General features: G+C 30.3%; 21 protein-coding genes and 1 riboswitch. Of the genes, 3 read left to right on the forward strand and 18 right to left on the reverse strand.

All coding sequences use genetic code 11. The features are described 5' to 3' along the window. Positions 1 to 360 precede the first annotated feature (360 nt). A riboswitch (Fluoride riboswitch) is annotated at positions 361 to 441 on the forward strand. A gap of 44 nt (positions 442 to 485) precedes the next feature. Continuing rightward, positions 486 to 1,673: a cation:proton antiporter gene (locus AC2LE6_RS02870; protein ID WP_484477738.1), complete on the forward strand. Its 1,188-nt coding sequence runs from the start codon at positions 486 to 488 to the stop codon at positions 1,671 to 1,673. 34 nt (positions 1,674 to 1,707) lie between these two features. Here AC2LE6_RS02870 and AC2LE6_RS02875 read toward each other — a convergent pair whose 3' ends face one another. The 3 genes from AC2LE6_RS02875 to AC2LE6_RS02885 form a co-directional block, all read right to left on the reverse strand. Next, on the reverse strand, positions 1,708 to 2,016 hold the full coding sequence (locus AC2LE6_RS02875) for a hypothetical protein (RefSeq protein WP_484477739.1): 309 nt from the start codon (positions 2,014 to 2,016) through the stop codon (positions 1,708 to 1,710). A gap of 68 nt (positions 2,017 to 2,084) precedes the next feature. After that, a complete protein-coding gene (locus AC2LE6_RS02880) occupies positions 2,085 to 2,432 on the reverse strand; it encodes a cupin domain-containing protein (RefSeq protein WP_484477740.1) in 348 nt (115 codons plus the stop codon). A gap of 10 nt (positions 2,433 to 2,442) precedes the next feature. Continuing rightward, entirely contained in the window at positions 2,443 to 3,060 is a 618-nt protein-coding gene (locus tag AC2LE6_RS02885; protein ID WP_484477741.1) for a hypothetical protein, read from the reverse strand. A gap of 204 nt (positions 3,061 to 3,264) precedes the next feature. On the opposite strand from AC2LE6_RS02885, the gene AC2LE6_RS02890 reads away from it, so the two are divergent. Then, positions 3,265 to 3,570, forward strand: a complete 306-nt coding sequence (locus tag AC2LE6_RS02890; protein ID WP_484477742.1) for a hypothetical protein — start codon at positions 3,265 to 3,267, stop codon at positions 3,568 to 3,570. 22 nt (positions 3,571 to 3,592) lie between these two features. Here AC2LE6_RS02890 and AC2LE6_RS02895 read toward each other — a convergent pair whose 3' ends face one another. Both AC2LE6_RS02895 and AC2LE6_RS02900 read right to left on the reverse strand, forming a co-directional pair. Next, a complete protein-coding gene (locus AC2LE6_RS02895; RefSeq protein WP_484477743.1) occupies positions 3,593 to 4,990 on the reverse strand; it encodes a protein adenylyltransferase SelO in 1,398 nt (465 codons plus the stop codon). Positions 4,991 to 5,081: 91 nt separating this feature from the next. Next, positions 5,082 to 6,026, reverse strand: a complete 945-nt coding sequence (locus tag AC2LE6_RS02900; RefSeq protein ID WP_484477744.1) for an FAD-dependent oxidoreductase — start codon at positions 6,024 to 6,026, stop codon at positions 5,082 to 5,084. A gap of 161 nt (positions 6,027 to 6,187) precedes the next feature. Between AC2LE6_RS02900 and AC2LE6_RS02905 the strand changes: the two genes are divergently transcribed. Further along, positions 6,188 to 7,195, forward strand: coding sequence for a ketopantoate reductase family protein (locus AC2LE6_RS02905; protein WP_484477745.1), 1,008 nt, complete (start codon positions 6,188 to 6,190; stop codon positions 7,193 to 7,195). 30 nt (positions 7,196 to 7,225) lie between these two features. Here AC2LE6_RS02905 and AC2LE6_RS02910 read toward each other — a convergent pair whose 3' ends face one another. The 13 genes from AC2LE6_RS02910 to AC2LE6_RS02970 all read right to left on the reverse strand — a co-directional run bounded on the left by AC2LE6_RS02910 (position 7,226) and on the right by AC2LE6_RS02970 (position 20,298). After that, complete coding sequence (locus AC2LE6_RS02910) at positions 7,226 to 10,939, reverse strand: AAA domain-containing protein (protein WP_484477746.1); 3,714 nt, start codon at positions 10,937 to 10,939, stop codon at positions 7,226 to 7,228. 127 nt (positions 10,940 to 11,066) lie between these two features. Further along, positions 11,067 to 11,396, reverse strand: coding sequence for a hypothetical protein (locus tag AC2LE6_RS02915; RefSeq protein WP_484477747.1), 330 nt, complete (start codon positions 11,394 to 11,396; stop codon positions 11,067 to 11,069). Between the two features lie 81 nt (positions 11,397 to 11,477). Further along, positions 11,478 to 12,050, reverse strand: coding sequence for a chromate transporter (locus AC2LE6_RS02920; protein WP_484477748.1), 573 nt, complete (start codon positions 12,048 to 12,050; stop codon positions 11,478 to 11,480). Next, entirely contained in the window at positions 12,047 to 12,610 is a 564-nt protein-coding gene (locus AC2LE6_RS02925; RefSeq protein ID WP_484477749.1) for a chromate transporter, read from the reverse strand. The genes AC2LE6_RS02920 and AC2LE6_RS02925 overlap by 4 nt, the downstream gene beginning before the upstream one ends. 119 nt (positions 12,611 to 12,729) lie before the next feature. Then, the gene (locus AC2LE6_RS02930) at positions 12,730 to 13,155 is read right to left on the reverse strand and encodes a hypothetical protein (RefSeq protein ID WP_484477750.1); all 426 of its coding nucleotides are present in this window, start codon (positions 13,153 to 13,155) and stop codon (positions 12,730 to 12,732) included. 81 nt (positions 13,156 to 13,236) lie between these two features. Further along, positions 13,237 to 15,012 carry a CotH kinase family protein gene (locus AC2LE6_RS02935; RefSeq protein ID WP_484477751.1) on the reverse strand — a complete coding sequence of 592 codons (1,776 nt, stop codon included), beginning with the start codon at positions 15,010 to 15,012 and terminating at the stop codon, positions 13,237 to 13,239. Between the two features lie 100 nt (positions 15,013 to 15,112). After that, positions 15,113 to 16,270: a GGDEF domain-containing protein gene (locus tag AC2LE6_RS02940; RefSeq protein ID WP_484477752.1), complete on the reverse strand. Its 1,158-nt coding sequence runs from the start codon at positions 16,268 to 16,270 to the stop codon at positions 15,113 to 15,115. Positions 16,271 to 16,329: 59 nt separating this feature from the next. Then, positions 16,330 to 16,764: a hypothetical protein gene (locus tag AC2LE6_RS02945; RefSeq protein WP_484477753.1), complete on the reverse strand. Its 435-nt coding sequence runs from the start codon at positions 16,762 to 16,764 to the stop codon at positions 16,330 to 16,332. Between the two features lie 16 nt (positions 16,765 to 16,780). After that, complete coding sequence (locus AC2LE6_RS02950) at positions 16,781 to 17,602, reverse strand: hypothetical protein (protein ID WP_484477754.1); 822 nt, start codon at positions 17,600 to 17,602, stop codon at positions 16,781 to 16,783. A gap of 80 nt (positions 17,603 to 17,682) precedes the next feature. After that, positions 17,683 to 17,874: a YwbE family protein gene (locus AC2LE6_RS02955; protein ID WP_484477755.1), complete on the reverse strand. Its 192-nt coding sequence runs from the start codon at positions 17,872 to 17,874 to the stop codon at positions 17,683 to 17,685. A 275-nt stretch (positions 17,875 to 18,149) separates the two neighbouring features. Beyond that, complete coding sequence (locus tag AC2LE6_RS02960; protein WP_484477756.1) at positions 18,150 to 18,347, reverse strand: cold shock domain-containing protein; 198 nt, start codon at positions 18,345 to 18,347, stop codon at positions 18,150 to 18,152. Between the two features lie 287 nt (positions 18,348 to 18,634). Then, positions 18,635 to 19,633 (reverse strand): HAMP domain-containing sensor histidine kinase, encoded by a 999-nt coding sequence (locus AC2LE6_RS02965; protein ID WP_484477757.1) that lies wholly within the window; start codon positions 19,631 to 19,633, stop codon positions 18,635 to 18,637. Next, positions 19,630 to 20,298, reverse strand: a complete 669-nt coding sequence (locus tag AC2LE6_RS02970) for a response regulator transcription factor (protein ID WP_484477758.1) — start codon at positions 20,296 to 20,298, stop codon at positions 19,630 to 19,632. Before AC2LE6_RS02970 ends, AC2LE6_RS02965 begins: the two co-directional genes overlap by 4 nt. Positions 20,299 to 20,315 lie beyond the last annotated feature (17 nt).

Raw genomic sequence — 20,315 nt, forward strand, 5'->3', positions numbered from 1 at the left:
TAATGATTTGAAAACTATAAATAAATTTATAATATTCGTTCATCTAATATTACTAATAAAGTTACTTTTAAATAGATACCTCATTTTTAGATATTACTTTCAAGAATTAATTTACCAATTCTTTTCTCCGTACTCTAATTTAATCACTTTAAAGAGCTAAAGTCAATAAAACCAGACGATATAGTTATCCACAACTTTTTCCACATTACACAGGTCAATCATAAAAACGACTAAACAATCAAATGCTTTAGCAATGCAACTAAATTAGGTTGTGGAAAAGTTTTATTTCCAAACTATAATAAGTTATTTAAATGTTTAAAAATGAACTCACACTTGATTTTTGGGTGAAGTAGGCTATAATTATTGATAGGGAATGAGGTTCTCCCATAGTATTTGATACTAGAACCGCTTAAAATATAAGCTGATGACTTCTGCATAAATATGCAAGAAGTCTCGGCTTTTTGATTACATAAGGAGGATTTTATATGTTATTGAGTTTAGCATTGATATTCACAGTAGGTTTAATTCTTGGTGAACTGTTTGGAAAGATTAATATTCCAAAGTTTCTTGGGATGATTATTACAGGAGTAATACTAGGTCCTTATGTCCTTGATCTTATTAGTGGTGATATACTACAAGTCTCATCTGAGTTAAGGACTATTGCACTTGTTGTAATACTACTTAGAGCTGGATTGTCATTAGATCTATCCGATTTAAAACGAATAGGAAGACCAGCAATACTCATGTCTTTCATACCTGCAACTCTAGAAATAGTTGCGATTATTATAATTGGACCATTGTTGTTTGATATAAGTTATTTAGAAGCGGCCATCCTAGGATCTGTTATAGCAGCTGTGTCTCCTGCAGTGATTGTTCCAAAAATGATAAAACTCATTGATCATAAATGGGGAGATAAAAAGAAAATACCACAATTGATATTAGCCAGTGCAAGTGTAGATGATGTATTCGTAATAGTATTATTTACATCATTTTTGGAGATGTATACCAGTGGAAGTTATTCAGTTGCTTCTCTTTCATTAATACCGGTTGCAATAATACTCGGAATAGTGCTTGGAATAATAATCGGATACATCTTATCAGTATTGTTTGCCAAAATGAGAGTAAGAGATACAGTTAAACTACTCATCATACTAGCAGCATCTTTCTTTGTGTTATCATTTGAATCATACATTGACCAGATTGTTCCGATTAGTGGATTACTAAGCGTAATGGTCATTGGTATTACGTTCCTAAATAAGAGTGAAACAAGGGCAATTAGATTACGAAAAAAATTTGATACAGTTTGGGTGTTTGCTGAGTTGGTTTTATTCGTTCTAGTAGGTGCAGCAGTTGATGTAACACTAGCATTGTCTGCAGGACTATTTGCAGTAGTAATTCTAACTGGAGGATTGATTCTTAGATTTGTTGGGGTTCAGTTAAGCCTTTTAAATACTAATTTAAACAAGAATGAGAGAATTTTCTGTGGAGTATCATTTTTACCTAAAGCTACCGTACAGGCAGCAATAGGAGCTATCCCACTTGCAGTTGGAGTTACCTCAGGTAGTTTGATATTAGCATTGGCAGTATTATCTATAATGCTTACCGCTCCAATAGGTGCAATTCTTATTGATCTCACATATAAAAAGTTGTTAGCAAATGATTCTCCAGAATAATTTGACCAAATAAAAAGAAGTCTTAGGACTTCTTTTATTTTTTTGTGAATTTTAATGCTACAAGATTCTCAAATCCATCTTGGAAATACGGATTGTTAGTTTCGATCATATAGTTGTATACTTTCTTAACATAATCTTCTGATTCATCCAATTCTACATTTAATAAATCATAATTCTCATTCTCTACATCAAAAGTAACATAAAGATTTCCGTTTTCTTTTACATATGCTATTTTACCAGTTTCTTTTTCAGATAATACTACTACATTCTTTTCAAAGATAACATAGTGGAATAATCCTACTTGTTCATTATACTTAAATTTTACTAAACTCTTTTTATTCATATTGCCCTCCTTGTATTTACTACTCTATTATACAATGTAAATCATTATATTAATTCAAATAAGCATTTTTAATATACATGCCCTGTTTCTGGAACGATACATATAAATTTGAATGTAGATTTTCCAGTATTTCTAAATTGATGTATGGTGTCTTTTGGTACATATGCGTATGATCCCGATTCTACTTTGGTTACAACACCATCAATCATAAGTTCTCCTTCACCTTCTATCATAAAATTGATGTGGGGCCATGGATGTTTATGTTTAGGTGTATATCCGTCCTGTTCTACTTCCATCACTCTCATAACATGATCGTCCCAACCTTGTTCTTTTGAAACCAAAACTTTCATAAATGCATTTTTGACAAGATCTGATTTAATTTCTTTTCTTTGAAGATTGTTAAAATTACCTATCATATTTATTCTCCTATTCTATTGTAATCATTAGAAACCCACTGAATGCTGGATTGCTAGGTTTAATGGAATTCTCCACATGCTTTTTCATTTCATTTATATATTCTCTATATTTGACATAGAACTCATAATTTACTTTAGGTGTATACACTATGTCTTGTAACTCTATAAACTTGATAATTTTTTTTACTGTTGTCGGCTTTACAAAGACATCGTAGTTCATATTATAATAAGCTCTAAAACATGTTATGATTGGCCATTTGGCAAGTTTATATGGTGCAAGCATATCAACTAACTGATTAAACCCAAGTTCTTCATCTAGATGTAGTAGGTTATATATTGCCTCTAAGAAAAGTATCTTCTCGTTATTATCAAATTCTTTTACTAAATCTCTGAATCTCATTTTCTCGAACACTGAAACCATTGATGATTTAGATATGATTTTAGTAACGTCGAAGAAAATATTAAGACCTTGTTTTAGATTCTCTTCACTGCAAACATTGTGAATGTAATCAACAAGTTTTGATAAATTATGTTTCTTTCTAATTTCTTTCATTTCATCACTATCAAATCCATCATTATATCTTGAAAGGAACCTTGCCTCTAATTGTTTAATTCTTTTTACATTCATAAGACCACCTCTTGAATCAATTATATCATCAATCTATATTTTAGTAGAGATAATCACTCATCATTCAACTGTAATTTTTTTCAAATCAATTATAGGTGAGTATGATGATATACCTAAAAATACCAATAATTTTTAGTAAATTATATAAATCAAACCCAATATATTGTACAATATAGGTAACTATAAAACTAAAGGAGTTATAATATGGGAAACGCACAATTAATCAAGTTTAGACATGGTAGTCATAAAGGAATTTTCCATTATGTACCATATGATAATGCATTCGTTGCACTTTCTGAAACGAATACAGGTAAGATTGAATACATTAAAGAAACAAAATCCTTAGATATAACCTTTGATTTACAAAGTGAAACATATGATGTAATGAGTGTTGATGTTATTGAGGACAAGGAATACATACAAGAAGTATATGACTATATGCTTAACACAGATAACACATACTTTAAGAATGGCATTGAAGGTCTTTGTGTATTAAAATTTCATAAATAAAAAAGCCGAAAACGGCTTTTTTTTATGTACCACAATACGTAACATACGAGTCATCATGTTTGGATTGAAGGTATTTATTTTCAATTTCTATTAAATAATCAAACGGGTTATATAAATACTTCATCAATACATTTAAATCGCTTAGATCTCCTGTAGAACCTTTTGTAATTGCGTCTTCAACTATGTGATTTCGTGGGATTATAACTGGATTGTTTTGTCTCATCAATGTAACTACTTCATTGTGATCAGACCCTTTTATAATGTGTTTCCATTTAATTACCCAATCGTCAAATTGGTTTCCTAGGTGCCCGGTTGTCAAATCTTTAAATGTATTTGTAAAATCCAGTTGGTTATCTTTCATTATTATTAAAAATTCCTCTATTAATTCTAAGCTGTAATCTGTTTCTTTTAGAATACCTAATTTTTTACTAAACACTTTTAAATACTCTTGTTTGAATTTACTTTCAAACTTTGAGATGATTGCATTTAGTTTATTCGCTGCAACATCGATATCGTTATCAATCAATGGCAAAAGTGATTCTGCAAGTTTTACAATATTGAAGCTTGCCATATATGGTTGGTTTGCGTATTTATATCTACCATCTCTATCGATTGAACTAAACACAGTATTCGGATCATAGTTGTTCATGAATGCACATGGTCCATAATCTATAGACTCTCCTGAAACTAACATGTTATCAGTATTCATTACACCATGAATGAAACCAATACTTTGCCATTGTACAACGAGTTTAATTTGTCTGTTCATAACTTCTTCTAAGAAAAGCAGAGGTTTATTCTCTTTTGTTAACAATTCAGGAAAATGCCTGCTAATTGTGTACTCTAATAATTCATTAACATGTTCTTTAGATTGTGTAGCAGCGAACTGAAAAGTACCTACTCTGATATGACTTTCAGCAGTTCTAACGAGTAATCCACCATTCTCAATTTTCGCTCTTTGAATTTTTTCATTTGTTTTCAAGACTGCTAATGTCCTAGTTGTTGGAATATTCATATTACTTAAACTTTCACTTATAATATACTCTCTTAACATTGAATACAAAGTCCCTTTTCCATCACCACCTCTTGAATAAGATGTTCTCCCAGATCCTTTTAAGTGTATATCAGTTCTTTTATCCTTGTATAAATGTTCTCCAAGCATTAATGCTCTACCGTCTCCAAGAACGTTAAAATAACCAAACTGATGTCCTGCATATGCTTGAGCATATTTAATCTCTGGATTTTTGCCTGAAAGATAAAGCGCGCCTTCTGGAGTTTTTATTTTCTCATTAATACCCAGTTTTTTTGACAAACTATCATTGAAAATCAAATATTCTGGATTTCTAAATTCTGTTCTATTAATAATTTCATACATTTCAGGTTTTAATAGTAAATAACTATTATCAAAATCAAAATACATAGTATCACCTCTATAGTTAGTATAACGATTTATACCCTATTTAATCCAACATATACAATTTTTTACAAATAAAAGGATTACAAATGTAATCCTATTTATTTTCTAAATAATCCTCAACTGTTAATGCAGCCAACTTACCTTCTTGAATAGCCCATTTAATTAAACTTTGTCCTCTTCTTGCATCTCCACAAATAAATACATTTTCTTTATCAGTTGTGAAAATTTTGGTATCTCTATTGTGTTTGCTTCTATCAAGTTTAATGTCGAATGCACTTAAGGCTTCGTCGATAGGTCCAAGAAATCCAATTGCTACAAATACTAAGTCTGCGTCGATTTCACCTTTTTGATCTTTCAACTCAATTTTAGTACCATTTTCATCTCTAAGAATTTCTACTTGATCAGTGACAATTTTAGATACCTTACCATCTGCTTCAATGAACTTAACTGCTGTCTTCTCATACAGTCTAACTTCATCTTCATCAAAATCGTAATAAGACTTTTTGCGATCGTCTTTTTTAGGACTGATTTCCAGTTGTCTTACACTTTTCGCACCTTGGCTTATAGCTGTTGCTACGCAATCATTCGCAGTGTCTCCACCACCAATAATTACAACCGATTTACCTTTTGCATCAATTTTCAAAGGTGAACCATCTAGCAAATGCTTTGTATTGTCTGTTAGAAACTCCATTGCGAAATGAATGTTATGAAGTTGTCTACCATCAATATTTACATCTCTAGCCTTTTCTGCTCCTGTAGCTAATAATACTGCATCAAAATCATTCGCAATTTGATTTGCTGCTTCTTCCTTTGTAATACATGTATTACATATAATCTTAACTCCTAGATCTTCTAAAACTTTTGCTTTTTTAAGCACATTATTTTTATTAAGTTTCATGTGTGGAATCCCATACATTAAGATTCCCCCAGGACGATCTGCTTTCTCATACATTGTCACATTGAATCCGTCTTGTGCCAATACTTGTGCTGCTGCCATTCCTGATGGACCTGTCCCAATAATAGCTACTTTTTGATTCATCATCATTACCTCTCTATTTATAAATATTCTAATATACAATCACATTATATCACATATTTTTTTATAAATAAAACAATCCTATAAAAAAACTTTTACAAAGCCACTAATTACTTTTGTTAGAGCGAATTATGTTGTGTTATACTTATAAATGAGGTGATTTTATGAGAGTAGCAATTTATGGTGCTGGGGCAATGGGTACAGTACTTGGCGCATATATAACAAAGGCTGGTTATCAAGTAGATTTAATCAATAGAAACAAAGAGCATGTTAAAGGATTAAAGAATAATGGAGCAAAAGTAATTGGTAAGATTGAATTCACACAAGAAGTTAATGCGTTACTACCTAACCAAATGAAAGGTAAGTATGATATTATTCTGTTAATGACTAAACAAAAAATGAATACTGAGATAGTTAAATCATTACTACCATTCTTGTCTGATAAAGGTAATATTTGTACAATGCAAAATGGATTACCAGAAGCAAGCGTTGCGGATGTAATTGGAAAAGATAGAACGCTCGGTTGTACTATGAGCTGGGGAGCAACACTACACGGAAATGGAGTTGCTGAATTAACTAGTAATCCTGATCGTGAAACACTTACGTTTAGTATTGGTAAGTATGGAGATAACGATGACAGTTTACTTAACTATACAATTGAATTGCTAAATACAATGGGTAATGTAAAAGTAGAAGAAAACTTCACAGGTGCAAGATGGGCTAAGCTACTAGTAAATGCTGCATTCAGTGGTTTAAGTGTTGTAACTGGTGAAACGTTCGGTGTGATCGCTGGCAATAGAAAATCAAGAGTAATTGCGCTAAAGGCAATTAAAGAATGTATTGATGTAGCACATGCTTCTGGAATAAAAATCGAACCAATTCAAGGTAAAAACGTAGTGAAATTACTGAATTACAACAATTGGTTTAAAAAGCAAATCAGTCTTTTAATTATTCCGATGGCAATGAAAAAACACAGTAATATAAAATCGAGTATGTTAAGAGATTTAGATTTAGGAAGAAAAACTGAAATTGATTCTATAAATGGTGTTGTATGTGAATATGGAGATAGAGTAAATATAGAAACTCCAATAAATGATTCTATCGTTTCTATCGTTAAAGACATCGAGAATGATGTTTTGGTTCCACACTGGTTTAATCTAAAATCAATATAAAGAAAACAGATGCAAATTTGCATCTGTTTTTTATTTAAGTAAATCTCGAAGTACTCTCATTTCTTTGTTTGGATCAGTATACCAATTAGATGAAAACAATCGATACAACTTCCAATTTCTAGCTGACAAGTATTTCTCTTGATGTATCATATCTCTTCTAGCGTTAATTTCATATGAATTATCAATATCACAAATAATACCTAATTTGTATGAACTTGATTCTTCATCATACACAGCAAGATTGATACTGTAGTTCCCAATTCCAATATCTGTTCTAACTGTATACCCGTTTTTCTCTAACCTTTGTTTCACATCATCTATAAGTAAACTTGTATTAGTTTCTTCTTTAATATCAGTTGTATGAAGATGATTCAATACTTCTCTGGCTAAAGCAGGTTTCTTTGAAGATATGTAGTAACAATATCGCATATAGTCTTTAAGTAGTTTAGGTCCTGTGCTTTTTAAATCTTCCACTTTAAGTTCCTCAGGGAATAATGATGATACGAAATAGATTTTTTTCTTAGCTCTAGAAATAGCTACATTCAATCTGTTTTGTCCACCGTCATTATTTAACCAACCAAAGCGTCTTCTTACAATACCTTCTTCATCTCTTGCGTATCCCATACTGAAGATAATAATATCTCTTTCGTCCCCTTGAACATTTTCGATATTTTTGACGAACAGACTTTTGTCTTCTCCATCTTCACTTCTAAATAGCTCTTGTTCAAATTCTTTTTGGTATCTTCCTCTTTTAAATAGTTCTTCATCAATCAAATTCTCTATTTGATCACGTTGTGTACTATTAAAAGTAATGACACCTATTGTTTCGTTATTTTGTCTTTCTCTAAATACTTTTTTTATCAACTTGATTACTTGTTTTGACTCTTCAATATTTCTTCGATTTACAAATGTACCATCTTTTACATGAATATATTCAATTGGTGGTTTAATACTCTCCGACTGATTTGGAGACACAATTAACTTTCCATCATAAAACGCATGGTTTGAGAAAGCTATTAGCTCCTCATATACACTTCTATAATGATAGTTTAATATTGTCTCATGATATTTATACCTCGCTAAATCGAGAAGACTTTTAGCATCCATAGAAACATCTTTTAATACATCATCTTCAAAATATTCATCGTCATCATCAAGTCTACCAATCCCTAAAGATGATGGTCTTAGCTGTTTTGTATCTCCAGCTATAACTACTTTCTTAGCTCTATAGATAGCAGGTATTCCTTTTTCAACATACATTTGTGATGCTTCATCAAATATAACTAAATCAAACATACCGTATACAAGAGGAATCACAGCTGAAACAACTTCAGGAGTCATCATCCATACTCTAACGTTATTCATTAGTTCTAACTGGAAGATGTCTATGAATGCTTTCACACTCATTTTACGTTCTGTTTCTAGTATTCTTTTGATATCCATAATACGCTTTGTATTCGTTAAGTTAACTGCATGTTTATATAATTCCATCTCAAATGATTCTGTGGAAACCTGTTGTTTTTGTTCCATCAATACATTCATTAATTCTACTTTTTCTTTATATTTATCAAGTATATATAAATGCTTTTGATTCTTAGCTTTGAATTCTTCCAGGTACCCTGTGTAGAATGCATCAAATAAGTAATGTCTTAATTTAACAATATCCTTTTGCGATTGAAGTAATTCATTATACCTTAACATTCTTATAAATGTGATTGCATTAGAATCAAGTAAATTATACTGTTCTTTAAGTTTGTTGATTCTGTTTATATTTTCCATTATGTAGTTATGAAGTTTACCATCTTCAAGCGCTAATGTTATGTATTTTCTTTCAGTTGTCTTTTTGTTTGTTAGGAATAATAATTGGCTACTATATTTTTTAAATAGTTTTCGTTTAATTCTACCTTTTCCAAACATCCAACTTTTTTTATACTTGGAATGATACTTTTCGATATCCTTTGAAAATTGCTCAAGTTCTATTTTATTGGATCTTGTAATCTTTGTTTCCAATTTATCGAATACTGGAAAGTCTTCAATAATTGCATCGTGATTAATATAGTTAATTAGATGGCTTCTTTTATCGAATAACTTCTCAAGTTTCTCTAAAGTTTTAAAATCAGGTTTTCTAAATGTTTCTTTGAACATGTTGTGAACTTTTTTAGGTGTTAGTTCATTAATGATATCTCTATCTTTGATGTATCTTTGATACAAACGATACATTGGTACTTCTTGAATTGTTTTTACATACATTAAGTCCATAGATTTGTTAAGAGCTCTTAGTAACTCATTGATTTCTTCTTCTAATATATATATATCATTATTCAATGTTCTTGTGGGTAAAACTGGATTTAGAAACTCAGCAAGTTTGTGATAGAATGATTGTTTATTTTCAGCATCATCTATAAACATAGAGTATTTACTTGCACCTTTAAGTCTTGAATAAATAACGTCTAGTGCTACTTTCTTTTCAGAAACAACCAATACATTCTCACCCTTTAATATACTAGAGGCGATTAAACTAGTAATAGTTTGAGACTTCCCTGTACCAGGTGGTCCCCAAATAACAAGTTTCTGTTCTTGGTTTAAAAGATCAATTACCTTTTCTTGAGAATAATTTATCTCATTAATATATGATAATCTTTCCTCTTTTACAGGAGTTCCTTCTAACTGGAACACTGTTTCAATTTCAGAATCATACAAGTTTGATTCATCTATCAAACCTTCTAATAAATTGTTGTACTTATTAGAGTCTAAAATTTTGCTCATATCTTTTTGAATCATAGATGAATACAATTTATATCTACCTACTGTAATGTGTTCTTTTACTTCAAACATGTTTTTTCTACGTTTAACAAATTTATCTTTTAACACATTATTAAAGATTTCATATTGCATAGATATCTTGCTTTTTGTTATGTTTATTCCATTTTTGATATAATAAGGGATTACGATTTCATTAATCGTTTTCTTATCAACTTTGTCTATAAATGGGACATTTGAATCAACATCATTCTTTTCCATTTTTGACGTAGCTAGTAATAAGTCTCTATTGTAAATAATATCTTTGTCTTTGTCTTTCTTAATTATTAGCTCTCTTTTATTTCTAATTAGTTTTACTGGGAAATAAAGTAATGGAGCTCTAATAGCAAAGTTATCTTTCTTAAAAACACCTTCAACATAAGGATATGCGATGTAAAGGTCGTATGACCCAGTCTCTTTCTCATCCTTATTGGTTTCTCGATAAAGATTGGTCACATGTCTTTCTAGTATCTCCCCACTATATGTTTGTGGGAATACTAAACTCAAGTTAGTTTTTCTTTTGTTTGTTATAAAATCAATGATTGCCTCTTCTTGATCGAGAAGTGCTAAATCAAAAGATCTTTTCTTTGAAGTTTTACCCATATATAAATTGGGATTTCTTCTAGATATATTAGTTAGTCTATCTTTGTAATGATCTAAAACTTTATACGCATTCTTTGATACTTTTACTTCTTTCACTGATTCACTTTGATGATTCAAAACAACTTTCAAAAACTGTGTTCCATATTTATCCATAAATACTTTACCGATTCCAGAAATCGCCAAAAAGTCACTTATTTTAAGTGGCTTGTTTTTTGCTATTTGTTTAAGTACTTCATCTGAACAGATGATAGGAGTTCTTCCTTTTAACTCAAACTCTTGTTGTTTTAAACTATCTCTTAGTTTATCTAGTTCTTCTAGTAATACATTCTTACGTAAAGCCATTGTCATCACCTCAATAAACTGTTATATATAGTTTACCACTTTAACAGTAATAATCATATTAGATTATATCGTAAACATGTGTATAACGTATGAAAAAAACTCGAGTTATATCGAGTTTATATATTTCTTACATTATACATTCGAATAATTCGTACTTCTGTCCATGTCCTCTTTGGAATAACGGAGACTTATTCAATAACTCGTATGCATGTTTTTGATTTTCTGCTTTTATAATCATATATCCAGATAAATTACTTACGTTATCATCTAATATCCCTGTATCATTTAATGCCACTCCGTTGATAAGTGGTGATCCCATTGATACAAGCAACTCACCTAGTTCGTCTTTCCATTCCATCCATTGTTTAAAGATTAACTCTCTCTCTTGTTGTGTTGGTTCTTCACTTTTATTAAAAGTTTCAACGTTGGTAAATCCAAATACGATATACTTCTTCATTTAATCACCTCTAATTATATAGTAATAAATGTAACTCATTGTAACAAACAATAAGCAATAAAAAGGCAGAATAATTCTGCCTTAGAATATAAATACTCCGATAATACCAGCAAGTGATATATACCAAATTGGATGGTGTTTCCATTTATTAGATGCATAGAAGAATACAACAAACAATATGAGAGCTTTCCATTGAAAGAAGTCTAAAACGTCTTTTGTAAGTTTATATGCTTCGGCATTAAAAATACTTGCAAGAGCTACTGTTGTAGCGGCTGTTAATATCAACCCTGTAACTGCGGGTCTGATTCCTTTGAACGCTGCATCAACATATTTGTTATCACGATAATGCATAACAAACTTAGCAATCAATATGATGATTATAACACTTGGTGTAACGATTCCAAGTGTTGCAACTATACTTCCAATAATACCGTAGTTCTCCATAGTATATCCTACATAGGTAGCTACGTTTACACCAATTGGTCCTGGTGTTGATTCACTAACTGCAATCATATCAGTAAATTGTGTTTGAGTAATTAAATCTTGGTCTACTACTAAATCCTGAATAAGTGGAATTGCAGCAAGTCCACCACCAATACTAAATAAACCAACTTTGAAGAATGTAAAATATAACTCTAATAATTCCATAATCATTGATCTTCACCCCTATCAAACACTTGTACAATTACACCTATTAGACCAGATGAGATTACAACGTATATTGGTGACAATGAGGTTAACATTATAATTAAGAAAGCGGCAACAAATAGTAAAACATGAAGCCAATTCTTTATTGATTTTTTAGCCATTCTAATTACTGCGTTTAGAATTAGAACAACAACTATAACTCTTATTCCCATAAATGCTTTTCCAATATATACATTATCTGAAAATGCATCAAAGAATTTTGCTATACTGATAATAATAATAAGTGATGGTGTAACCATTCCAAATGTCGAAAATAATGCACCAAGAACACCAGCTTTTTTTACACCAATGAATGTTGATGTATTAATCGCAATTATACCTGGTGTACTTTGCCCAATTGCAAAGTAATCAAGCATTTCCTCGTCAGTAGCCCATTCATGTTTATCAACAACTTCTTTTCTAAGCATTGGTAACATCGCATATCCTCCACCGAAAGTGAAGAGTCCAATCTTAAAAAAAGCAATATATAACTTAAAATAGATACTTCCTTTTACTTTTTCTATCATAATAAAAACTCCTTATTAAATAAACTCATACATATATTATACTATTTGATATTATAATGCAATATTATATCAATTCAATGGAAATCAAAACAATAAAAAAGGTCTTAACAAATGACCTTTTAGTTTAGTACTTTTTTGATGTCTTCAACAAGTAACCAGTCATCCATATTCATGAAATCAGTCTTGTCAAATGATTGATTATCTAATACGACAACATTATTAATTTCCATGATTGTAAGATACCTTTTACCTCTAAATCTTTTTTCAGTTCTTTTATCCAGTAATGACCTCTCTTTATAAGAGTCATATAAATCATTCGATTCATCTGTGGTTAGTTTATCAGTAAACAATACCGACTTCACTGTGCATTTTGCTTTTATCAAACCTTCACCATTATTATTTACCAAATACAATATGTCTCCAATTGATACCCTTCCGTATGGAAGTTTACGTCCAGTTGCTCCTCTAACAATTACATCCTTTTTCATAAGAAGAATATTTTCAAGTTCCTTTGATTTTTTATCTAAAAATACAATATGATCCATACCATCACCTCAACATATTATATCATGAGACTATAACTAATAAAAAATACTATTCAATAAAAAAAGCACAGAGTGTGCTTTTTAATCTAAATCATTGATTGCTTCATTTAACCACTCTAACCTTGTTTCCAAATAATCATATAAATGCCATACGTGTTCATCATATGTTTTTAAATCATAAAGTTCAGGTGCAGTATACCAATTGTAATCTACACCAATTACATCCCATGTTTCAAAATTCATATATGCAGAATGTGTTATAGCATCTGAGACCTGGTGAACTTGAGGTAAGACAGATCTTAATTCTCGTTCATATACATCGTTCCATCGATCTTTTAGTTTTTCTCTAAATTCCGGATAATCCATTAAATGATGAAGGAATATGTTTTTATTCTCATTGGCTGTATACCAACCTTCTGGACCTCTTTCTGCCAAGTATCCTGGGTTTCCTGAACTCAAATCAAAATCCCAGACAGGTCCCATTTTTAGTACATCATTCACATCTTTATAATAATATATACTTGAGTATCCAACATCTACATTCTTGAATATTTCATTTACGATAAACCAATCAATAAACGTGGAATCATCGATTAAACCAGAGTAATCATTTCCCTGTTCTAAGGTATCTAGAAGATTGTTGAAGTAATTTTCAATGTATACTTTTTGTGCATTCTCGTACGTTGGTTCTAAAACATCTGGAGCATGAATGACAAAAGGAATTCCATCTATTATAAAGTAATTATCATCTGTATTATCAATACCTTCATTGTACAATCCCACATGATACTCAATTAAGTATCCTGTATCAATTCCAGGTAAATGTTCATCTATGTCAACACGATCATTTGTTATTTCTATTTGATCTGTTAAAAGGTAATTTCCTAAATACTCCCCATTCAAATATACATCAACAAAATGAACAGATGGGCTGAATGCCATATCTAAGTTTGCAGCCATTGAGAATGCTAAGTAGTTTCTTAACAATGTTTGGTCCACATGATTACCAAGAAGAACCCAGTCTTTCTCAGCATAATATGATAGAAACTTTTGTTTCTCATCAAACTTAATTTTAAATGCAGGTTTTGGCATAAACAAAGTTGAGTTTCCTCGTGTTCTAATTTGCAAAGGAATATCAATCATTTCATCAAACTCAGTATTATCATTTGGATACATTGATAACGTTCCAGGGACAAAGACTTTGTCTCTCTCGACAGTTTGATCGTTTGTTGTATTAATATGTACTTCAGGTAATTTTCTTAAATTATCTACAGAAACCATAATAAGATTATATGACTCTGTTCTAGTTTCTCCATTTAATGTGATTGTCGCTTCTAAGGTGCATAATTCATCTGCATCAGGATAGGTATATACAATTCTTCCTCTAATTATATCTGCACAATCAATATCATAATTTACATTCGTACCCACTACATCTCTATCGGGTAACGTTGTATTAGATTGTAATAACATTGGGATTCCATACTGAACACTTTTAAAGAATTCAGTAAATGTTATCTCTTTTAGATATTCGTGATATAAGACAACATTCCCTTCTAAAACAAGTGTTTTAGTAAATACTCTAATATCGTCAGAATTGCTAATTTCAACAGCGAGTTCAACTTCATAATCATTGGGTCTTGGAACATATATTATGTTAGTAACAATTTCATCGTCAATGTAATATACTATATTAAAATTGTCAGATTCAGTGTCAAATTCAAAGTCTTCAGTTAATGTACTAGGTATGGATGAAGACAACCTAAAAAACTCTCGTTCAAATGCGTCATTTGGAACTGACACTGAACAAGCAGATAATGTAATTAATAACATTATACTTACTATTAATCTTTTCATACATCACACCTCTATTTATCACTATAACTATTGTAGCATTTTTTAGTGTATTCTTGCCTTTTTTTTACATAAAAAAGGAGCTTTGATAGCTCCTTTTAATCTATTTTATAACATTTCCTTCTTGCTTTTTCGCTTTATAAAGCCTTTCATCAATAATATCTATTATTTGATCAACACTATCAACTGTATTGTCATTATTTAAAATAACAACTCCTCCACTAACGGTGATTTTGATATTATCAGATGTAAACGTTGTTTCTTCGAGTTTCTCTAATATTCGAAACATCAATTCCTGGCTTTCTTCATAATGATCAACATTTACAATTGCCAGAAATTCATCTCCACCATATCTTGCAAATGTATCTACTTTTCTAAGAACATCTTCCATAAATCTTGAAAACTCTCTCAATAATACATCTCCAACTTTGTGACCGTATTTATCATTTACAGATTTAAAGCCATCAATATCTAATAGTATCACTGCAAAGTTAAGTTTTTTCCTCACATATAACTCATAATATTCCTCAAGTTTCATAAAAGCATATCTTCTGTTAAAAACACCCGTTAGAGTATCTGTATAACTCATATTCTTAAAGCTTAAATACAGTTTCTCATATGTTAAGAACAGTATGCTTAGATTAAACCAAATTATAAATATTATTGTAACAAAAGTAAATGTAACAATTGATACTTGAATACTTTCAATAGAAGTCTCTACCGTAGAAGAATATATCCTAACAAATATCAATGCAAGTTTTAATAGTAAATATAAGGTCAAATTCAAATTAATAAACAAATGGAAATGTGAATCAGTTAACACCCTTTTCTTATTTACATAAAACAGGAGCTCTATTACCATAACAACAATAATTAAAGCAGAGAAAGCTCTTAAATAAGATATGGTGTTAAAGCCGATTGTAATCGCCATTATCCCGATTGTTGAAACAAACCAGTATAACCAGTATTTCTTATAGTTTATCTCTATATTGTAAAGTGATAGCAACGAAATAATATAAAGTATAATTGCAGTTATTTCTACAATATTTACCAGTGATGAGAAATTAACAACCGTATAAATATCTAATAAGATAAAAATGTGTTGTAGTAAAAACGCGACATTTCCTAATATTAAATAACCAATTTTGTACTTCTTTTTCGAAACCAAGAAGAAACTCAAAACAAGAACATTTAAAGCCACTAAAAAGTAGAATGCAAACTGCATAATAATTTCGTGATCAATATAAAATAATTCAAGCATTCTTCTCACCTCGTTTCTATTTTACCACATACATTTATAAATGCTTATATATATAGTATTTATGTTAATAAATGAACAACGATACCAACTACAAAAATTAATATAAAACCAACAATCATCATTGCCAACGTTTTAGAATATCCTATAGGCGTTATCTCGCCTTCATTATCAAGTTTAACAATAATTGGGTGTAGTGTAACAAAGTACATCAATATTGAAAGTGCAAATGCGATACTTGTATATAACTGAATCGTTTCATTTCCAAAAATCACTATTACTATACCTAGTGCAACAAAAATAACTTTCGCATTTGCTACCCATCTAATTAAGTATCTTACTAAATCATCTTTTGGATTGGTACCCTCAACACTATGAATTGAATTAAAAATTCCAACACCATTCCCTTTTGATGATTTTGGATTAGTATAAAGAATCAAAATATTCAACGATTCAAGTACTAAAAATAAACTAATTGTGATCTGAAGTATATTCATAATTACACATCCTTCTCTATTTTAGTGAATGATATATGTATATCATCCACGGAATCAACCCTACATGTAACACATCGTTAGCTGAAAACCATATATTAAAATCATTATATAATAATTCTGCGATACCACTATAGAAGTATACGAAATACAGAATATTTATTACAAGCATACTTATCCAAACATTCATGAGTTTCTTATCAATCAATGTCTTATCTAATCTAAATCTTTTTACATTTATCACCATAAATGAAATAAAGTATGGCAAGAATAAAAGTAAAAACCATTCATATGTAACAAGGAACTTGATGCTAAAAATCACACCTGTTATTAATGACAATGTGTAGATAATAAATCCTATATAAATTATTTTAGAGTATCGTTTAATGTAATCAGAGTTTACTGATTTCAAAGCGACTGCATATCCCATTATCATAATACTTAGTCCAGTTACATATAAGTAGCTTAGTTCAAACCAACTTGTGAATAAACACAAAGTTTGTCCTTCACATTTTAATTGATATCCAAGACCCTGATAACTTGTTCCTGCTAGAATTGTTCCAATACCCCAGAGTATTAATGCAATACCCCAGTATCTCTTGTATGGTTCTATATTTCTAAAAAGTTTAATCCCTATAAAAATAGTAACAATACCTAGAATATATACGATTATAGTTGAGCTAGGGACAATTACTGTAATGTTCCCTACTTCAACAAAAGGTTTCAACTCCAAGTACTCTAGTGGTGATACGTTTGGTACCATCAGTAAATCTAGTGGAAAAAGAAGCATAATCAATAATACAATCACACTTAGTATAATCAAACCAGTTCTTTTATCCATAATACACCGCCCTTTATAATTATCTAATCAATTATATCATATTAACCATTAATAAAAAAAAGACTTCATAATTGAAGTCTTTACTTTATTTCTTTTACTCTACCTACAATACCATCCTCTAACATTACTTTTATTCCATGAGGATGATTCTTTGAGTTTGTTAATATTTTACTAACAATACCCTCAGTTAATACATTAGTTCTTTGATTATGCTTCTCAACCACTAAAACAGTACTACCTACTTTAATGTTGTTTCTGTTTCTTCCGTCCATAATAGTCTCCTTAATCTTATATAGAAAAGAGATATCCGAAGATATCTCCATAAATTAGAATCCGTCTGTAACGCTGGAAAACGTTACTAGAAACTAAATCTACTCTAGGACCCTTTGATAGGTTAGATAGCCCAATATGCTAAGACGGCAGTCAAAGCACACTTTAAATCCTAGTGCTTAGTAATAGTATCATAGTATTTAATAAATGCAAATAGTTTTTTACATTTTCCAAAAAAATGCAGAAAAAAAGCCGATAACGGCCTTTTAAGTTCGAACTATAAAGTTACGATATTTTCAGCTTGAGGACCTTTTTGTCCATTAACTACATCGAAGCTTACAGCTTCTCCTTCTTCTAAAGATTTGAAACCATCTTTTTGAATTTGAGAGAAATGTGCAAATACATCTTCTCCATTTTCAGATGTGATGAATCCGAAACCTTTTTCAGCGTTGAACCATTTTACTGTACCAGTCATGTTTGTTACCTCCTATTTATATTTGATAAATTACTTCTGTTTAATATAAGTTTAGGTAACACCGTTATCTAATTTGTATTTCACATAATTATTCCATCTATTCAAGAATACACTGTATTTCGATAAATGCAAGACAAATATGCATTTATTTTTTTATTTCCTTTATTAGATTTATAGTTTTCGGTGTAATTCTTCTGATAAATAGTACTTATACTAACCATATTTATTATTATCTTTTTAAAGAGTAGAAGCATTCTATAAATCAGAATGCTTCGTTTCTATTTAGATTAAAACTCAATAATGAATTTTGTGATATCATCTTCTGATTCTACTGATATGTTTCCACCCAGTTTTGTTATGATCTTTTTGGTTAACGTTAACCCGATTCCATTTGATTGGTTGTCTCTTGATTTATTTAATATGAAGAATAAATCAAATAGTTTACCGATGTTATCCTTGGTAATCGTTGCCTTGTTCTCTATTATGAATATATGTTTTTCATCTTTTTCAATCAGGTTCAACTTTATAGTACTCTTTCTTGGTGAGAACTTTATAGCGTTACTGATTAGGTTCATCCATACTTGATAAAGTAATTCTTTATTTGATGTAAGTTTTATATCTGGAAAATCTAATTCGAACTCTAATTCTTTTTCTTCCCAAGACAAATGAGTGAGTTGGATAACATTTCTTATTTGTTCAGAAACATTATATGTATCTTGTTTTGGAAGGATAACTTTTGAATCAACCAATGATATCAGCAACATATTTCTACTTAACTCTGTTAGTCTACTTGATTCATTCGAGATTATGGTTGCGTATTCTTTCAGTTCTTCTTTTGAGATATCGTCTTTTAGGATTAAATCAGAGTATCCTTTGATTGCTGACAAGGGTGTCTTTAACTCGTGTGAGAAGTTTCTTACAAACTCTTTGTTTTGATACTCGTTCATTTTTAATTCTTGTGTCATTATATTGAAGTTCTGGATCAAGTCTGCGATTTCATCTTTTTTTCCAGTTTCGATTTGTACATCGTAGTTTCCAATAATAACTTCTTTTGTGGCATTGTTTAAATTTTTCATTCTCTTATAAACAATTTTATTCATTATAAAGTTAAAGACCATGATTAAGAAAAAGACGGAAAAGATTGTGATCAATAAATAAGGTCTATCATCTCTGAACTCTTCAGGATACTCATACCCTCTGAAGTATAAGATAAGATTTGGTATAGCCGAGGCTAGTACAATTACTAGCATCGTTGAGAAAAATACTTTTACTGTAACTTTATTCATTTTAATACCACCTTATATCCAAGACCTCTCACTGTAATTATTTCAAGATCTTGAGTCTTTATTTTTTCTCTTAATCTTCTTATATGAGTGTCTACCGTTCTTTCATATGATTCACTATCAAATCCCCATATTTCATTCATCAACTGTTCTCTGGTGAAAATTCTACCGTTTGAAGCTGATAATTTGTATAGTAATAAGAACTCTTTGTTCTTTAATTCTGTTATTTGATTATCTATTGTACATTTGTGATCATTGAAGTCTAAATGTACTCCTTTATGTGAAAAATGATTTTCACTTATTATCTTATATCTTCTTAGATGAGCCTTTATTCTAAGGATCAGTTCATCCATGTCTACTGGTTTTACAATATAGTCATCTGCGCCACTTGTAAAACCTTTCTCTTTATCTGTAAAGGAATCTAAAGCTGTCATTATAATAATGGGAATGTCTAAGTTTATATCTCTAATTTCTTTTACTAGAGTGATACCATCTGTTTTTGGCATCATAATGTCTGATACAACTAAATCAATATGTTGATTTGTAAATAAATCAAACGCTACTTCACCATTCTCAGCACTAACTGTTTCATATCCATTCAATTCTAAGTTCTTACAAATTAAATTACGGATATTATAATTGTCTTCTGCTACTAAGATTTTTAACATGTGATCACTCCTTATTA

It is taken from the genome of Candidatus Izemoplasma sp. (assembly GCF_982632705.1).

Excerpts from the sequence above, each read along its gene's own strand:
- AC2LE6_RS02870 (WP_484477738.1), top strand. The coding sequence starts at position 486 with ATGTTATTGAGTTTAGCATTGATATTCACAGTAGGTTTAATTCTTGGT.
- AC2LE6_RS02875 (WP_484477739.1), bottom strand. The coding sequence starts at position 2,016 with ATGAATAAAAAGAGTTTAGTAAAATTTAAGTATAATGAACAAGTAGGA.
- AC2LE6_RS02880 (WP_484477740.1), bottom strand. The coding sequence starts at position 2,432 with ATGATAGGTAATTTTAACAATCTTCAAAGAAAAGAAATTAAATCAGAT.
- AC2LE6_RS02885 (WP_484477741.1), bottom strand. The coding sequence starts at position 3,060 with ATGAATGTAAAAAGAATTAAACAATTAGAGGCAAGGTTCCTTTCAAGA.
- AC2LE6_RS02890 (WP_484477742.1), top strand. The coding sequence starts at position 3,265 with ATGGGAAACGCACAATTAATCAAGTTTAGACATGGTAGTCATAAAGGA.
- AC2LE6_RS02895 (WP_484477743.1), bottom strand. The coding sequence starts at position 4,990 with ATGTATTTTGATTTTGATAATAGTTATTTACTATTAAAACCTGAAATG.
- AC2LE6_RS02900 (WP_484477744.1), bottom strand. The coding sequence starts at position 6,026 with ATGAATCAAAAAGTAGCTATTATTGGGACAGGTCCATCAGGAATGGCA.
- AC2LE6_RS02905 (WP_484477745.1), top strand. The coding sequence starts at position 6,188 with ATGAGAGTAGCAATTTATGGTGCTGGGGCAATGGGTACAGTACTTGGC.
- AC2LE6_RS02910 (WP_484477746.1), bottom strand. The coding sequence starts at position 10,939 with ATGGCTTTACGTAAGAATGTATTACTAGAAGAACTAGATAAACTAAGA.
- AC2LE6_RS02915 (WP_484477747.1), bottom strand. The coding sequence starts at position 11,396 with ATGAAGAAGTATATCGTATTTGGATTTACCAACGTTGAAACTTTTAAT.
- AC2LE6_RS02920 (WP_484477748.1), bottom strand. The coding sequence starts at position 12,050 with ATGATTATGGAATTATTAGAGTTATATTTTACATTCTTCAAAGTTGGT.
- AC2LE6_RS02925 (WP_484477749.1), bottom strand. The coding sequence starts at position 12,610 with ATGATAGAAAAAGTAAAAGGAAGTATCTATTTTAAGTTATATATTGCT.
- AC2LE6_RS02930 (WP_484477750.1), bottom strand. The coding sequence starts at position 13,155 with ATGGATCATATTGTATTTTTAGATAAAAAATCAAAGGAACTTGAAAAT.
- AC2LE6_RS02935 (WP_484477751.1), bottom strand. The coding sequence starts at position 15,012 with ATGAAAAGATTAATAGTAAGTATAATGTTATTAATTACATTATCTGCT.
- AC2LE6_RS02940 (WP_484477752.1), bottom strand. The coding sequence starts at position 16,270 with ATGCTTGAATTATTTTATATTGATCACGAAATTATTATGCAGTTTGCA.
- AC2LE6_RS02945 (WP_484477753.1), bottom strand. The coding sequence starts at position 16,764 with ATGAATATACTTCAGATCACAATTAGTTTATTTTTAGTACTTGAATCG.
- AC2LE6_RS02950 (WP_484477754.1), bottom strand. The coding sequence starts at position 17,602 with ATGGATAAAAGAACTGGTTTGATTATACTAAGTGTGATTGTATTATTG.
- AC2LE6_RS02955 (WP_484477755.1), bottom strand. The coding sequence starts at position 17,874 with ATGGACGGAAGAAACAGAAACAACATTAAAGTAGGTAGTACTGTTTTA.
- AC2LE6_RS02960 (WP_484477756.1), bottom strand. The coding sequence starts at position 18,347 with ATGACTGGTACAGTAAAATGGTTCAACGCTGAAAAAGGTTTCGGATTC.
- AC2LE6_RS02965 (WP_484477757.1), bottom strand. The coding sequence starts at position 19,633 with ATGAATAAAGTTACAGTAAAAGTATTTTTCTCAACGATGCTAGTAATT.
- AC2LE6_RS02970 (WP_484477758.1), bottom strand. The coding sequence starts at position 20,298 with ATGTTAAAAATCTTAGTAGCAGAAGACAATTATAATATCCGTAATTTA.